Annotated in this window: 16 protein-coding genes; 3 read left to right on the forward strand and 13 right to left on the reverse strand. The window is 73.5% G+C overall.

All coding sequences use genetic code 11. The features are described 5' to 3' along the window. Window positions 1-99 precede the first annotated feature (99 nt). The 3 genes from AC5K6T_RS18445 to AC5K6T_RS18455 form a co-directional block, all read right to left on the reverse strand. On the reverse strand, window positions 100-1,152 hold the full coding sequence (locus tag AC5K6T_RS18445) for an NUDIX hydrolase (protein WP_493210370.1): 1,053 nt from the start codon (window positions 1,150-1,152) through the stop codon (window positions 100-102). Between the two features lie 181 nt (window positions 1,153-1,333). Further along, a complete protein-coding gene (locus tag AC5K6T_RS18450; RefSeq protein WP_493210372.1) occupies window positions 1,334-1,537 on the reverse strand; it encodes a hypothetical protein in 204 nt (67 codons plus the stop codon). A 201-nt stretch (window positions 1,538-1,738) separates the two neighbouring features. Next, window positions 1,739-2,695 (reverse strand): ROK family protein, encoded by a 957-nt coding sequence (locus AC5K6T_RS18455; RefSeq protein ID WP_493210374.1) that lies wholly within the window; start codon window positions 2,693-2,695, stop codon window positions 1,739-1,741. A 125-nt stretch (window positions 2,696-2,820) separates the two neighbouring features. On the opposite strand from AC5K6T_RS18455, the gene AC5K6T_RS18460 reads away from it, so the two are divergent. Together AC5K6T_RS18460 and AC5K6T_RS18465 are read left to right on the forward strand one after the other, a co-directional pair. Further along, a complete protein-coding gene (locus tag AC5K6T_RS18460) occupies window positions 2,821-3,948 on the forward strand; it encodes a LacI family DNA-binding transcriptional regulator (RefSeq protein ID WP_493210376.1) in 1,128 nt (375 codons plus the stop codon). 7 nt (window positions 3,949-3,955) lie between these two features. Further along, window positions 3,956-4,885, forward strand: a complete 930-nt coding sequence (locus tag AC5K6T_RS18465) for a hypothetical protein (protein ID WP_493210378.1) — start codon at window positions 3,956-3,958, stop codon at window positions 4,883-4,885. A 151-nt stretch (window positions 4,886-5,036) separates the two neighbouring features. Here AC5K6T_RS18465 and AC5K6T_RS18470 read toward each other — a convergent pair whose 3' ends face one another. From AC5K6T_RS18470 to AC5K6T_RS18495, 6 genes are all read right to left on the reverse strand, one after another. Next, window positions 5,037-6,341 (reverse strand): DUF6986 family protein, encoded by a 1,305-nt coding sequence (locus AC5K6T_RS18470; protein WP_493210848.1) that lies wholly within the window; start codon window positions 6,339-6,341, stop codon window positions 5,037-5,039. A gap of 161 nt (window positions 6,342-6,502) precedes the next feature. Beyond that, on the reverse strand, window positions 6,503-7,477 hold the full coding sequence (locus tag AC5K6T_RS18475) for an electron transfer flavoprotein subunit alpha/FixB family protein (protein ID WP_493210380.1): 975 nt from the start codon (window positions 7,475-7,477) through the stop codon (window positions 6,503-6,505). 53 nt (window positions 7,478-7,530) lie between these two features. Further along, entirely contained in the window at window positions 7,531-8,319 is a 789-nt protein-coding gene (locus tag AC5K6T_RS18480) for an electron transfer flavoprotein subunit beta/FixA family protein (protein WP_493210382.1), read from the reverse strand. A gap of 218 nt (window positions 8,320-8,537) precedes the next feature. Next, window positions 8,538-9,047 (reverse strand): flavin reductase family protein, encoded by a 510-nt coding sequence (locus AC5K6T_RS18485; RefSeq protein WP_493210384.1) that lies wholly within the window; start codon window positions 9,045-9,047, stop codon window positions 8,538-8,540. A 40-nt stretch (window positions 9,048-9,087) separates the two neighbouring features. Further along, entirely contained in the window at window positions 9,088-9,168 is an 81-nt protein-coding gene (locus AC5K6T_RS18490) for a putative leader peptide (protein ID WP_493210850.1), read from the reverse strand. A 120-nt stretch (window positions 9,169-9,288) separates the two neighbouring features. Next, a complete protein-coding gene (locus AC5K6T_RS18495; protein WP_493210852.1) occupies window positions 9,289-9,600 on the reverse strand; it encodes a thioredoxin family protein in 312 nt (103 codons plus the stop codon). A 711-nt stretch (window positions 9,601-10,311) separates the two neighbouring features. Between AC5K6T_RS18495 and AC5K6T_RS18500 the strand changes: the two genes are divergently transcribed. Then, the gene (locus AC5K6T_RS18500; protein WP_493210386.1) at window positions 10,312-11,040 is read left to right on the forward strand and encodes a lysophospholipid acyltransferase family protein; all 729 of its coding nucleotides are present in this window, start codon (window positions 10,312-10,314) and stop codon (window positions 11,038-11,040) included. Between the two features lie 16 nt (window positions 11,041-11,056). On the opposite strand, the gene AC5K6T_RS18505 is transcribed toward AC5K6T_RS18500, so the two are convergent. The 4 genes from AC5K6T_RS18505 to AC5K6T_RS18520 form a co-directional block, all read right to left on the reverse strand. Continuing rightward, window positions 11,057-11,659 (reverse strand): transglutaminase domain-containing protein, encoded by a 603-nt coding sequence (locus AC5K6T_RS18505; protein ID WP_493210388.1) that lies wholly within the window; start codon window positions 11,657-11,659, stop codon window positions 11,057-11,059. An 80-nt stretch (window positions 11,660-11,739) separates the two neighbouring features. Further along, the gene (locus AC5K6T_RS18510; RefSeq protein ID WP_493210390.1) at window positions 11,740-12,810 is read right to left on the reverse strand and encodes a threonine aldolase family protein; all 1,071 of its coding nucleotides are present in this window, start codon (window positions 12,808-12,810) and stop codon (window positions 11,740-11,742) included. Continuing rightward, complete coding sequence (locus AC5K6T_RS18515) at window positions 12,807-13,553, reverse strand: SDR family NAD(P)-dependent oxidoreductase (protein ID WP_493210854.1); 747 nt, start codon at window positions 13,551-13,553, stop codon at window positions 12,807-12,809. Before AC5K6T_RS18515 ends, AC5K6T_RS18510 begins: the two co-directional genes overlap by 4 nt. Window positions 13,554-13,597: 44 nt before the next feature. After that, window positions 13,598-14,995: a DUF6421 family protein gene (locus AC5K6T_RS18520; protein ID WP_493210392.1), complete on the reverse strand. Its 1,398-nt coding sequence runs from the start codon at window positions 14,993-14,995 to the stop codon at window positions 13,598-13,600. Window positions 14,996-15,178 lie beyond the last annotated feature (183 nt).

Here is a 15,178-nt window from a genome sequence, read left to right on the forward strand (position 1 = left end):
GACCGCGGCCCGCGGGACGACGGGACGACGGCACGGCGGGACGACGGCACGACGGCACGGCGGGACGACGGCACGGCGGGACGACGGGACGACGTGCGGTCAGCCGCCCTCGCCGGCCGGGACGCCGGCCTCTAGGTAGACCGCCGATGCGCGCTGGCGTGCCCGCAGGGCCCAGCGCAGCCGCTCGTAGCGGACGGGCGGCAGCAGGCGGGCGGCCTCGTCCTCGCTCGCGAAGCGCCAGGCGCGCAGTTCGGGGCCGGGCAGCAGCAGGCGTTCGGCCGCGGCCGGGTCCAGCCGGCCGCCGTCGAAGAGCAGGCGCAGGCCGCCGTAGCCGGGCGGCGCGGGGCGTTCCCAGTCGACGACCAGCAGACGGGGTACGGCGGTCAGCCGGATGCCGGTCTCCTCGGCGACCTCGCGCATGCCCGCCCGGGCGGGTGCCTCGCCGGGTTCGACGACGCCCCCGGGGAACTCCCAGCCGGGCTTGTAGGTGGGGTCGACGAGCAGGACCCGGTCGTCCTCGTCGAAGAGCAGGACGCCCGCGGCGACGGTCTCGGCGGTGGGTTCGGCGGTCTGCACGATGGCACAGGCGGGCGCGGTACCGGAGGCGACGGCGTCCGCGATGCGCGCGGCGGTCTCGTCCGGGGTGAGCGTTCCGTTGTCGACGGGGTGTGCGTCGGTCAGCAGCCAGCCGCCGAGGGCCGCCAGGTAGGGCTCGATGTGGTCGTGGGACCACTGGCGGACGCGGATCTCGCCGTCGGGCAGGTCGGGCGGGATCTCACGGCGGGCGATCCGCTCGCGCAGGATCGTTTCGGCCGGAGTGAGGACCACATGCCGGACGGCGATCCGGCGGGCGGCGAGCCCGCCGAAGATCTCGTCCCGGTACTCCTGCCGCAGCAGCGTCATGGGCACGACGAGGGTGCCGCCGAGTTCGGCGAGCAGCGCGGCGGCGGTGTCGATGACGAGCCGCCGCCAGACCGGAAGGTCCTGGAAGTCGCTCGTCTCGGCGAGCCGTTTGGCGGGCAGCAGGTGGGTGAGCGCCCCTGAGACGAGTTCGGGGTCGAAGAGCGTGCTGTTCGGGATCAGGTCGATCAGCTCCCGTGCGGTGGTCGTCTTCCCCGCACCGAACGCGCCGTTGATCCAGACGACGGTCACGATTCCCCCTCTTCTGTTGGCCCCCAGTGGCTTGCCCGCTCCACCCTGCCACGGAAACCAGGCGCAGTTGAGGGCCGGGGAACGGCGAGGGCGCCGGACCCGTACGAGGGGTCCGGCGCCCTGGCGGCCGGGCGGCCCGTGGTCGGGGCCGGCCGTCGCGGGTGGCGAGGAAGGCGGGCGGTCAGCCGTTGCGCGCCGTGTCGCCACCGGGCGCGCTGTCGTCGGCGCCCAGGCTGTCGCTGGCGATCGTGTGGTCCAGTGCGCTCAGGGTGCCGTTGACGTCGAGGTCGCCCAGGTCCTCGCCGAGGGCGTGGGACGGGGTGACCGCGGCGACGACGAAGCCGGTGGCGAGGGAGGCGATGGCGAGCATGCTGCGCTTCTTCATACCGGTCTCAACGCCACCCGTGGCGGGAAGGTCACGGCCGCGGGGCGAGCCCGTCGCCCGCCCCACCCGCCCGGACGGACCGGTCCGCCGCCGGCCGGCCCCGGACCGCCGGTGCCCCCTGCGGGCGGACCGGCGCCGCTTCCGGACAAACCGGTCCGTCCCCGCGGCCGGGCCGGTGCGGGGCCGTCCCGTGCCTCCGCGTCAGGCCCGGACGCGGACCGCGGCCGGTCGTTGCGCGAGGGCCGCCGCGGCGGCGCCCACCAGCCCGGCGTCCGTGCCCATCGCGGCGGGCACCACCTTCAGGTTCCGTACGAAGGAGAGGGCGGCGTAGTCGGCGAGAGCCTCGCGCAGGGGGGCGAAGAGGACGTCGCCGGCCCTGGCCACTCCGCCCCCGACCACCGCGATGTCGGTCTCGACGAGGGTCGCCGTCGCGGCGATGCCCGCGGCGAGTGCCTGGGCGGCGCGGGCGAAGGAGGCGAGGGCGAGGGGGTCGCCGGACCGGGCGGCCGCGGCCACCGCGGCGGCGGAGGTGTCACCGTCGGGACCGGGCAGCCAGCCCGTCTCCCGGGCGCGCCGGGCGATGTTGGGGCCGCTGGCGATGCGTTCGACGCAGCCGCGGGAGCCGCAGGGGCAGGGGTCGCCGTCGAGGTCCACGCTGATGTGGCCGATGTGACCGGCGTTGCCGCTGGGGCCGGGGTGGAGCCGGCCGCCGAGGACCAGGCCACCGCCGACCCCGGTGGAGACGACCATGCACAGCGCGTTGTCGTGGCCGCGGGCGGCACCCTGCCAGTGCTCGGCCGCGGTGATGGCGACGCCGTCCCCGATCAGCTCGACGGGGAGCCCGCCGGTCGCCCCCCGGACCTCCGCGACCAGCGGGTATCCGCGCCAGCCCGGCACGTTCACCGGACTGACCGTGCCGGTGGAGGCGTCGACCGGGCCGGCGCTGCCGATGCCGACGGCGCGCACGCGGCCCCACAGGGGCGAGCCGCCCAGTTCCGCGAGCACCTCCCGTACGGCGTCCATCACCGTGTCGCCGTCCTCCTCGGCGGGCGTGGGCCGCTGGGCGCGTGCGAGGATCCGGCCGTCGCCGTCCACCAGCGCGCCGGCGATCTTGGTGCCGCCGATGTCGAGTGCGGCCACGAGGGCGGTGTGCGTCAAGGTCTGTTCTCCCCGTCAGCCATGGGATAGGGCAGGTCGTGCGCAGCACTGTCCGGCGGTGGGGCGCGCGGGCGAAGAGCGCGGTGGACAGTGTCCCCCGGGCCTGACAACGTTGTCCAGGCTCTATGCTCGACGCCACATCCTCATACAATCCACGGATCGACGCACCCCCGGGACCACAGGACAGGACAGGACACCCCACCGTGGCCGATGCCATCCGCCGAGCCGACGGGCTCTCCACCGCCCGTTACGGGAACCGCCCGACGATGAAGGACGTCGCCGCACGGGCCGGTGTCGGCCTGAAGACCGTCTCGCGGGTCGTCAACGGCGAGCCCGGCGTCACGCCCGACACCGAACGGCGGGTGCAGGACGCCATCGAGGCGCTGGGCTTCCGCCGCAACGACAGCGCCCGGGTGCTGCGCAAGGGCCGCACCGCCAGCGTCGGCCTGGTTCTGGAGGATCTCGCCGACCCCTTCTACGGCCCGCTGAGCCGGGCCGTGGAGGAGGTGGCGCGGGCCCACGGCGCGCTGCTGATCAACGGTTCCAGTGCCGAGGACCCCGACCGGGAGCAGGAGCTGGCGCTGGCGCTGTGCGCCCGGCGGGTGGACGGGCTGGTGATCATCCCGGCGGGGACGGACCACCGCTATCTGGAGCCGGAGATCAGGGCGGGCGTGGCCACGGTGTTCGTGGACCGGCCGGCCGGGCGGATCGAGGCGGACGTGGTGCTGTCCGACAACCACGGCGGGGCCCGCTCCGGGGTCGCCCACCTCATCGCGCACGGGCACCGCAGGATCGGGTTCATCGGTGACATGCCCCGTATCCACACCGCGGCCGAGCGGCTGCGCGGCTACCGGGCCGCCATGGAGGACGCGGGCATAGCGGTGCAGCCCTCCTGGATGTCGCTCGGCGCGACCGGCGCGGAGCGGGTGCGCCGGGCGGCGGAGGAGATGCTGTCGGGGCCCGACCCGGTCACCGCGATCTTCACGGGGAACAACCGGGTGACCGTCACCGTGGTCAGGGTCCTGGCCGGGCACACCCGCCGGGTCGCCCTGGTCGGGTTCGACGACGTCGAGCTCGCCGACCTGCTGCGGCCGGGCCTGACGGTGGTGGCGCAGGACGCCGCCACGCTCGGGCGAACGGCCGCGGAACGGCTGTTCGGGCGGCTGGAGGGCGGACTGGTCGCCCCGGAGCGGATCGAGCTGCCCACCCGGCTGGTCGCCCGCGGCTCGGGCGAGCTGCCGCCGGCGGACTGAGCGGCTCGTGGAGACGCGGCGGCACACGCTTGAGGCCCTGGGACTCGCCGGGGTGCCGCTGGACGATCCCCTGAGCTACCCGGGCGCATGGCCGGACCGGTCCGGCCTGCTCGACGGGGACGCTCTGCTGCCCCTGGAGGGCTCCGTGCATCCGGGGCGCGAACCGGTGCTCGCGGTCGGCTCCAACGCGTGCCCGGGCCAGCTGCGCCGCAAACTGTCCGAGGCCGGTCTCGTCGCGCGGGTGCCGATGGTGCGGGTCCGCACGACCGGTCTCGGTGTCGGCGTCTCGGCCCATGTGAGCCGCGCCGGGTATGTGGCGGCGGCGCCGTTCCGGGCGCCGGACGAGGTGCGGGAGCTGTTCGTGCTCTGGCTGGACGCCGAGCAGCTTGCGGCCGTCGACGCCGGGGAGGGCGCGGCGCGGCCGGACGGCAACTACCGGCGGGCCTGGCTGCCGGAACCGGTGGTGCGGGTGTGCCCGGCGGACGGGCGGACCCTGCCCGGAGTGCACGCGTACGTCGGCCGGCGCGGGGTGCTCCGCGACAGCCGCGGCCTGCCGCGTGAGCACCCCGGCGAGCGGGCGCTGCTCACCGCTCTCCTGCGGGAGCACCGCTCGCTGCGGGAGCTGTTCGGGGGGACGCCGGAGGAGTTCGTGGCGCGCGCCCGGTCCGATGCGGCGCTGCGCGAGCGGGGCGCGCGGGCGTTCGCACGGGAGCGGCTCGTGACGCCGTCCGGCCTCGAACCGTTCGTCCGCCCGGTCGTGCCCCGCGTCGTGCCCCCCGTCGCGTCCCCTCTCGCACCGTCTCCCGTGCACCCTCCGCCACGGCCGGGGCCGGGCGCCGGCCGGGACGGCGGCCCGGGACCCGGCCCGCACCCGGGCGGCGGGCCCGGGCGTCCCGGGTCTCCCGGGCACCCCGGCGCTCCGGGCCGTCCCGGCTGATCCGGCCCGCCGCTCCACCGGGGAGAGGCGTGGCCGGGCGGCCGTGCGGACGGCGGCCGGACAGCCGGCCGGGGGCGGCCGTGGACGGCGCCCCCGAGGGCGGCTGGGCGGCCGGCACCGCGGAACCGGGCGGCGGCGCCCGGCTGCGGCGCTACTGGGCGGAGGCCGTGAGGCCGCCGCGGCGGGGGGCGGCGAACCCCTCCAGGTCGGCACGGGACAGTCCGGTGAGGCGGGCGACCTCGGCGGTGTCGAGGGCGCCGCAGTCGAGGCCGCGCAGGAGGTAGCCGCTGAGGGCCTTGGCGGTGGCGGGCTCGTCCATGACGTCACCGGCGGCGTGGCCGGCATAGCGGGCGAGACGGTCGGCGGCCTGCCGGAATCCCTCGCGGTAGAAGGCGAAGACGGCGGCGTAGCGGGTGGGGAGGTGGCCGGGGTGCATGTCCCAGCCCTGGTAGTAGGCGCGGGCCAGGGCGCGGCGGGTGAGGCCGTAGTGCAGGCGCCAGGCCTCGTGGACCTGCTCGGTGGGGCCGACGGGCAGGACGTTGGTGGAGCCGTCGCAGACGCGGACGCCGGTGCCCGCGGCGGCCACCTGCATGACGGCCTTGGCGTGGTCGGCGGCGGGGTGGTCGCCGGCCTGGTGGGCGGCGGAGACGCCGAGGCAGGCGCTGTAGTCGAAGGTGCCGTAGTGCAGGCCGGTGGCGCGGCCCTCGGCGGCCTGGATCATGCGGGCGACGGCGGCGGTGCCGTCGGCGGCGAGGATGGCCTGGCTGGTCTCGATCTGGATCTCGAAGCCGATCCGGCCGGGCTCCAGGGCGTGGGCCTTCTCGAAGCCGTCCAGCAGCCGGACCATGGCGGTGACCTGCTCGGGATAGGTCACCTTGGGCAGGGTGAGGACGAGCCCGCCGGGCAGGCCGCCGGCCCGCATCAGGCCGGTGAGGAAGATGTCCAGGGTGCGGATGCCGCGGTCGCGGACGGGCGCCTCCATGCACTTCATGCGGATGCCCATGCAGGGGGCGGCGGTGCCGGCGGCGTACGCCTCGGCGATCAGGCGGGCGGCGCGGGCGGCCGCCGCGTCCTCCTCGGCGTCGGGGCGGGGGCCGTAGCCGTCCTCGAAGTCCACCCGCAGGTCTTCGACCGGTTCGCGTTCCAGCTTGGCGCGGACGCGGTCGTGGACGGGCTCGGCGAGTTCCGCGGACAGGCCGAGGACCCGGGCGAAGGAGGCGGCGTCGGGGGCGTGGGCGTCGAGGGCGGCGAGGGCCTGGTCGCCCCAGGAGCGGAGGGTGTCGGCGGCGAAGGCGTCGCCGGGCACGTAGACGGTGTGCACGGGCTGGCGGGTGCCGGGGTCTCCGGGGTAGAGGCGCTCCAGTTCGGCGTCGACGGGGGCGAGGGAGGCGCTGATCTCCGCACCGACCGTGTCCGTGAGGCTCGTCGCCACCTGCTCCTGCTGGCCCTGGCCCATACCCATACCCTCCATTTTCCGCTGTACGGAATCAACAATCCGTTGAATGAAGTTATCCGGGCTCTTCGCGCTGGTCAACATCCGGGGGCTGCGCCGGGACACGGCGAGGCCCCCGTGACCGGGCTGGCGGGTCACGGGGGCCTCGTACGGCCGTGCGGGGATCAGCCCTTGCGGGTCTTGATCTCCTCGGTCAGCTGGGGGACGACGTCGAACAGGTCGCCGACGACGCCGTAGTCGACCAGCTCGAAGATCGGGGCCTCGGGGTCCTTGTTGACGGCCACGATGGTCTTCGAGGTCTGCATGCCCGCGCGGTGCTGGATCGCGCCGGAGATGCCGTTGGCGATGTACAGCTGCGGCGACACGCTCTTGCCGGTCTGGCCGACCTGGTTGGTGTGCGGGTACCAGCCGGCGTCCACCGCGGCGCGGGAGGCGCCGACGGCCGCGCCGAGGGAGTCGGCGAGGGCCTCGATGACCGCGAAGTTGTCCGCGCCGTTGACACCGCGGCCGCCGGAGACCACGATCGCGGCCTCGGTCAGCTCCGGACGGCCGGTGGACTCCCGCGGGGTGCGCCCGGTGACCTTGGTGCCGGTGGCCTTGTCGGAGAAGGTCACGGCCAGGGCCTCGACGGCGCCCGCGGCCGGCGCGGCCTCCACGGCGGCGCTGTTGGGCTTGACCGTGATGACCGGGGTGCCCTTGGAGACACGGGACTTGGTGGTGAAGGACGCGGCGAACACCGACTGGGTGGCCACCGGGCCCTCGTCGCCGGCCTCCAGGTCGACGGCGTCGGTGATGATGCCGGAGCCGATGCGCAGCGCCAGGCGGGCGGCGATCTCCTTGCCCTCCGCGGAGGACGGCACCAGCACGGCGACGGGGGAGCCGCCGGCGGACACCGCCTCGACCGCGGCCTGCAGCGCGTCCACCTTCGGGACGACCAGGTAGTCGGCGTACTCGGCGGCCTCGTGGGTGAGGACGCGGACGGCGCCGTGCTCGGCGAGGGCGGCGGCGGTGCCGGCGGCGCCGGCCCCCAGCGCGACGGCGACGGGCTCGCCGACGCGGCGGGCGAGGGTCAGCAGCTCAAGGGTCGGCTTGCGGACGGCACCGTCCACGTGGTCGACGTAGACGAGGACTTCAGCCATGGGATTGCTCTCCTGCGTAACGAAGTTGAGGGGCGGTCGGCGACTGCAGGGCCTTAGATGAACTTCTGGCCCGCGAGGAACTCGGCGAGCTGCTTGCCGCCCTCGCCCTCGTCCTTGACGATGGTGCCGGCCGTGCGGGCCGGACGCTCGGCCACGTTCGTGACCGCGGTCCAGGCGTTCTCCAGGCCGACCTCGTCGGCGTCGATGTCCAGGTCGGACAGATCCCAGGACTCCACCGGCTTCTTCTTGGCGGCCATGATGCCTTTGAAGGACGGGTAGCGCGCCTCACCGGACTGGTCGGTGACCGACACGACGGCCGGCAGGGAGGCTTCCAGCTGCTCGGAGGCGGCGTCGCCGTCGCGGCGGCCCTTGACGGTGCCGTCCTCGACGGACACCTCGGACAGCAGGGTGACCTGCGGGACGCCCAGCCGCTCGGCGAGCAGGGCGGGCACGACGCCCATGGTGCCGTCGGTGGAGGCCATACCGGAGACGACCAGGTCGAAACCGGCCTTCTCGACGGCCTTGGCCAGCACCAGCGAGGTGCCGATGGCGTCGGTGCCGTGCAGGTCGTCGTCCTCGACGTGGACGGCCTTGTCGGCGCCCATCGAAAGGGCCTTGCGCAGCGCGTCCTTGGCGTCCTCGGGGCCGACGGTCAGCACGGTGACCTCGACGTCGTCGTCCGAGTTCTCGGCGATCTGCAGGGCCTGTTCGACGGCGTACTCGTCCAGCTCGGAGAGCAGGCCGTCCACGTCGTCACGGTCGACGGTCAGGTCCTCGGCGAAGTGCCGGTCGCCAGTGGCGTCGGGCACGTACTTCACAGTGACAACGATCCTCAAGCTCACGCCGGCTCTCCTACTGCATCGTCATTTCTCGACTGCCTCTTGCAGGCAGCATAGGCGCCACAAGCGGCCTGTCCCGATCGGGGCGACCCGGCGCTCCGACCGAAATATTACTCGTCAGTACACCCAGTTCGTTCCCACTAAGCAAGCGCTTTGAACTGTGACCTTCGCAACGCAGCGTAACCGGAATCGGACCGCCGCGCAGAGCGGGAACGGCGTGATCAATCCCGCAGAGCGGTGAAGCGGCCCTGGTGGTAGAGGAGCGGACGCCCGGCGCCCGAGGCATCGCCGAGGACGACCTCGGCCAGCACCAGCCGGTGGTCACCGGCGGGCACCCGGGCGACGACCCGGCAGATCAGCCAGGCCGGCACGCCGTCGAGGACGGGCACACCCCCGGGACCCTCGCGCCAGTCGGTCGCCGGGCCGAAGCGGTCGGCGCCGCTGCGGGCGAAGGTGGCGGCGAGCTCCTGCTGGTGCTCGCCGAGTATGTGCACGCCCACATGCTCGGCCTCGGCGACCGCGGGCCAGCTGGACCCGCCGGTGCCGATGCCGAAGGAGATCATCGGGGGCTCGGCGGACACCGAGGTGAGCGAGGTGGCGGTGAAGCCGGCGGGACCCGCCGGGCCACTCGCGGTGATCACCGCGACACCCGCGGCGTGCCGCCGGAAGACCGACCGCAGCAGGTCGGCGGAGGCGAGCTGAGGGGTACCGAGGCCGGACAGGGCCGTCATGGAGTTGTCCTTCTGCCGTAGGGGAGCGGATCGCGGGGGCTCAGCGGCCCGGACAGCGCGCGCTCGACGTACGGGCCAGGTCGATGTGCACCCGGCGGGTCAGCAGGATCGGGGACGGCATGGAGGTCAGGCTGACGACAAGGGGGCCGCCGCGTCAAGTTCACGCCGTCCGGCACCCGCAAGTTCGCGCTGTCCGGCACCCGTCGGCGCACCGGGCCGCCCCGGCCCTCCGCGGGCCCCCTCACCGCTGCCCGACCGCGGCCCCGAGGGCCGCGATCACATCCGCCCTGCGCGGCTGCCCGCCGGCCCTGCGCACGACCCGCCCCCCGGAGTCGAGGACCAGCACCGTCGGAGTCGCGCGGATGTCCAGCGCCCGCACCAGTTCCAGCCGGGCCTCGGCGTCGACCTCCAGGTGAACCACCCCGGGCACCATGGCCGCCACCTCCCCCAGCACCCTGCGCGTGGCCCGGCACGGCGCACAGAAGGCACTGGAGAACTGCACCAGCGTGGCGCGCTCGCCCAGCCCCCCGCCCAGTTCGGCCGGGCCCAGCACCGCCCCCTCGCCGGCCTCGACGGCAACGGCGGCACCGACGGCCCTGCCGCCCTCGCCGCCCTCGCAACCGTCGGCGTCCCTGTCGTCCTGGTCGCCCGTGCCGCCGTTGCCGCCGTTGCCGCCGTTGCTGCCGTTGCTGCCGTTGCTGCCGTTGCTGCCCTTGTCGCGCCCGCGCACCCGCGTACTCCCCTTCCGTCCCTCGTCTTCCGTTTCTCGTCATCGGCGCTGCGCCCGGTCCCGCGCCGCGCGCCGGTCTTCCGCTCCTCGCCCGGCCCCGGAGCGTCCGGTCCCGGAGCGCCCGGTCCCGGAGCATCCGGTCCCGGAGCGCTCCGCCGTCCTGCGCCGCCCCGGGGCACCGCGTGCTCACCTGCCGCTCGCGGGTGCGCGGGTGCGCGGGTGCGCGCCCCCGCAGACGCAAGCGCTCCCGGCCCCGCAATGATTCCCGGCCAGGCATGGGGTCCCGCTCGCGCGGGGCTCGACGGCCCTGCGGCCGGAGCCCGCTGCGACCATCGCACCCGGAGTAAAGAGCTCCCCAAAGTGCGAGGTGGAGGTGGCGTGGACGTGACGAGGATCTCGCCCGGGACGGGCACGCGGGCTGGCTCCACAGGCGTTCTTGGGGCACGATCTGCGAGATGCCGTACACCTACGGCTGCGTAACTTTCCCGCCGGGAGCCCCTTTCCCAGGCTGAGCAGAAAGGGCCCGTCCCCCCTATGGCAGAGCTCGTGTACCGCCCCGTCGTCGGCCTGGCCCTGACCATGTTCAAGGTGTGGGACCTGAAGATCGACTGCAAGGGATCGGAGAACATCCCCCGGTCGGGCGGTGCCGTGCTGGTGAGCAACCACATCAGCTACCTGGACTTCATCTTCGACGGCCTGGCCGCGCTGCCGCAGAAGCGCCTGGTGCGCTTCATGGCCAAGGAGTCGGTCTTCCGCCACAAGATCTCGGGCCCGCTGATGCGCGGCATGAAGCACATCCCGGTGGACCGCGCGCAGGGTGAGGCCGCCTACCGGCACGCGCTGGACTCGCTGCGTTCCGGCGAGGTCGTCGGCGTCTTCCCCGAGGCCACCATCTCGCCGTCGTTCACCCTCAAGGGCTTCAAGTCCGGTGCCGCGCGCCTGGCCCAGGAGGCCGGCGTACCGCTGGTCCCGATGGCCGTGTGGGGCACGCAGCGCCTGTGGACCAAGGGGCACCCGCGCAACTTCAAGCGCAGCCACATCCCCATCACCATCCGCGTGGGCGAGGCGATCGAGGCCTCCCGCGACAAGTACGCCGGCGCGATCACCCGCCAGCTGCGCGAGCGGGTGCAGGAGCTGCTGGAGGCCGCGCAGCGCGCCTACCCGGCCCGCCCGAAGGGCCCGGAGGACTCCTGGTGGCTCCCCGCCCACCTGGGGGGCACCGCGCCCACCCCCGAGGAGGTACGCGCCTCCGAGGCGCGCTGAGCCCGCCGGAGGCGTCCTAGAGCACGTCGGGGAGCGCCTCCATCAGGCGCTCCCGGTCCGGTGCGGCCCTGAGCGCCCCGGGCACCGCCGGGTGCGGCGCGGCGTACAGAGCGGGGTAGTCCACCTCGTGCAGGCCCGGGTCGACGGGGAAGGCCAGACGCTCGCCGTCCAGGCAGAACCGGGCGTCGACGCCCGGCCTGTTGCCGCGCGGGTCCTGGCGGTGCCAGGCGCCGCCGAACCGGACGGCGACCAGCCCGTGCAGGCAGTGCCCCCGGCCGTCGTCGAGCCGCAGCCGCTGGTAGCACAGGGCGGCCGGAATGTCCTGCGCCCGCAGCAGAGCGGCCAGGGCATGGGCCTTGCCGTGGCAGACGCCCGTCCGACGGGCCAGGACGTCGGAGGCGCGCCAGGTGACGCGCGGGTCACCGGAGTCGGCGGAGTCGGCGGAGTGCAGCACGGCGTCCCGCACGTACTCGAAGGCCGCTTGCGCATACTCATACGAGTCCGCGACCTCGGCGGCGATCCGGTCGACGAGGGCCCGGACCGTCGGCCGGTGATGGTCGATGACCTCGTCCGCCGCCAAGTAGGCGGAGAGGTCAGAGGTGTTCTGAATCAGCTCCATGGCCGCAGAGCGTAGGAATGCGGCCACCCGGCAGTCAATGACTTTTCAGGCAACCGCATATCCATGCACAGCGTGAGGGGCTAGCGCGCCATCTCCTCCTTGAGCGCGGCGACGAACGCGTCGACGTCCTCCTCGGTCGTGTCGAAGGAGCACATCCAGCGCACGACGCCCTCGGCCTCGTCCCAGAAGTAGAAGCGGAAGCGCTTCTGCAGCCGCTCGCTGACGTCGTTGGGGAGCTTGGCGAAGACACCGTTGGCCTGCACCGGGTAGAGGATCTCCACGCCGTGCACCGCGCGCACGCCCTCGGCCAGCCGCCGGGCCATGTCGTTGGCGTGCCGGGCGTTGCGCAGCCACAGGTCCCTGGCGAGCAGAGCCTCCAGCTGCACGGACACGAAGCGCATCTTGGAGGCGAGCTGCATGGACAGCTTGCGCAGGTGCTTCATCCGGCGGACGGCGTCCTGGTTGATGACGACGACCGCCTCGCCGAACAGGGCGCCGTTCTTGGTGCCGCCCAGGGAGAGGATGTCGACCCCGGCCGCGTTGGTGAACGTCCGCATGGGCACGTCGAGGGAGGCGGCGGCGTTGGCTATCCGGGAGCCGTCCAGGTGCACCTTCATGCCGTGCGCATGGGCGTGCTCGCAGACGGCGCGGATCTCGTCGGGCGTGTAGAGGGTGCCCAGCTCGGTGCTCTGGGTGATCGAGACCACCTGCGGCATGGCACGGTGCTCGTCCTCCCAGCCCCAGGCCTGCCGGTCGATCAGCTCGGGGGTGAGCTTGCCGTCCGGGGTGGGCACGGTGAGCAGCTTCAGGCCGCCCATCCGCTCGGGCGCACCGCCCTCGTCGACGTTGATGTGCGCGCTCTCGGCGCAGATCACCGCGCCCCAGCGGTCGGTGACCGCCTGGAGTGCGACGACGTTCGCGCCGGTGCCGTTGAAGACCGGGAACGCCTCGGCCGTGGGCCCGAAGTGGCTGCGCACGAGCCGCTGCAGGTTCTCGGTGTACGCGTCCTCGCCGTACGCGACCTGATGGCCGCCGTTGGCCAGGGCGAGGGCGGCCATCACCTCCGGGTGGGCCCCGGCGTAGTTGTCGCTGGCGAAGCCCCGGACCTCCGGGTCGTGGTGGCGGCGCGCGTCGGTCTTCGGGGGGTTCACGGCTGCTCGGTGAGCCACAGACGGTTTCCGTTCACTTCCGCGGCGGGCTTGTCCCAGACGCCGACGATGGCCTCGGCGAGGTCCTTGACGTCCGTGAAGCCCGCGAACTTCGCGTTGGGCCGCTCGGCGCGCATCGCGTCGTGCACCAACGCCTTGACCACCAGGATCGCAGCCGCCGAGGTCGGCCCCTGCTCACCCCCGGCCTTGCGGAAGTAGTCGGCCATCGCCAGCGTCCATGCCTCCGCGGCCGCCTTGCCGGCGGCGTACGCGGCGTTTCCGGCGGTCGGCCGGCTCGCGCCCGCGGCGCTGATCAGCACATAGCGGCCGCGGTCGCTGCGCTGGAGCGCCTCGTGGAAGGCGAGGGAGGTGTGCTGGACGGTGCGGATGAGCAGCAGCTCCAGGAAGTCCCAGTCGTCCAGGCTGGTCTTGGTGAAGGTCTCGCTGCCGCGCCAGCCGCCCACCAGGTGGACCAGGCCGTCGACGTGCCCGAACTCCTTCTCGGTGCGGATCGCCCAGTCGCGGGTGGAGTCCAGGTCGAGCAGGTCGACCGTCTCGCCCGTGACGGCGGCGCCGCCGGACGCGTAGCGGGCCGCGTCCACGGCCTCCGCGAGCCGTTCCGGATCGTTGTCCGCGCCGACGACCGTCGCGCCCGCCTCGGCCAGTCGCCGCAGGGCGGCGCGGCCCGCCGGCCCGCCCGCTCCGGCGACCGCGATCACCGCACCGCTGAGAGCCCCGTTCCCCATGATCTTCGCCTCCTGAGCAGTGTTCTCGGTCCGCCGGTCGTCGCTCACGCGGCGACCCGCTCGGCGCTGTCCGCCGTGATGCCCTTGGTGGAGGCGATCACGTTCTTCAGCTTCTTGGACAGGGCCTCATAGAACATGCTCAGCGGAAACTCGTCCGCAAGCACGTCATCGACGAGTTTGCGCGGCGGCAGGGACAGGTCGAGGGCGTCGGGGCCCTTGGCCCAGTTCGAGCCGGGGTGCGGGGCGAGGTAGGTGGAGACCAGCTCGTAGCCGGCGAACCAGTGGACGAGCTTGGGACGGTCGATGCCGTCGCGGTAGAGCTTCTCGATCTCGGCGCAGAGCTCGTTGGTGACCTGCGGGGCGCGCTCCCAGTCGATGGAGAGCTTGTTGTCGGTCCAGCGGACCACGTCGTGCTTGTGCAGGTAGGCGAAGAGGAGCTGGCCCCCGAGGCCGTCGTAGTTGCGTACCCGGTCGCCGGTGACGGGGAAGCGGAACATGCGGTCGAACAGGACCGCGTACTGCACGTCGCGGGCCTGCGGGACGCCGTCGGCCTCCAGCTTCACGGCCTCCTTGAAGGCGGTGAGGTCACAGCGCAGCTCCTCCAGGCCGTACATCCAGAACGGCTGGCGCTGCTTGATCATGAAGGGGTCGAAGGGCAGGTCGCCGTGGCTGTGGGTGCGGTCGTGGACCATGTCCCACAGCACGAAGGCCTCTTCGCAGCGCTTCTGGTCGTCGAGCATGGCGGCGATGTCCTCGGGCAGCTCCAGGCCCAGGATGCCGACGGCGGCCTCGGAGACGCGGCGGAAGCGGGCCGCCTCGCGGTCGCAGAAGATGCCGCCCCAGGTGAATCGTTCCGGCGCCTCGCGCACGGCGATCGTCTCGGGGAAGAGGACGGCGGAGTTGGTGTCGTAGCCGGCCGTGAAGTCCTCGAACTTGATGCCGCAGAACAGCGGGTTGTCGTAGCGGGTGCGCTCCAGCTCGGCCAGCCAGTCGGGCCAGACCATGCGCAGCACGACCGCCTCCAGGTTGCGGTCCGGGTTGCCGTTCTGCGTGTACATCGGGAAGACGACCAGGTGCTGCAGGCCGTCCGCGCGGCTCGCGGCGGGCTGGAAGGCCAGCAGCGAGTCGAGGAAGTCCGGCACCCCGAAGCCGCCGTCGGCCCAGCGGCGCAGATCGCCGGCCAGAGCCGCGTGGTACGCGGCGTCGTGCGGAAGCAGCGGGGACAGCGCCTCGACGGCGTCCACGATCCGGGACACCGCGGCCTCGGCCGCCGCACGCCCGGGAGCGCCCTCGGCGGAGAAGTCGATCGACCCGTCCTTGGACTGCCATGGCCGGATCTGCTCCACGGCATCCTTGAGCACCGGCCACGCCGGGTGCTCAATCACCCTGGTCGTGGGAGGAATCCGCTCCCCCGCCGCCGCCTGCACAAGAATTTCCGTCATGTCCCATCCTCCACGGGAGATCCTCTCGTGGGGACACCGTAGACATACGCCGTTTCTTCGAGCAAGGGGGGTCCCCGAAAAATCTCCTGCTCACACCCGCCTTCTACCTCACTTTTTCCTGTCGAAACCCGCTACGGCGGAGTAGCCGGGCCGTGTCCCGGGCATGGACGGCCGGTGTCGCGG

Source organism: Streptomyces sp. B8-7, from assembly GCF_058833805.1.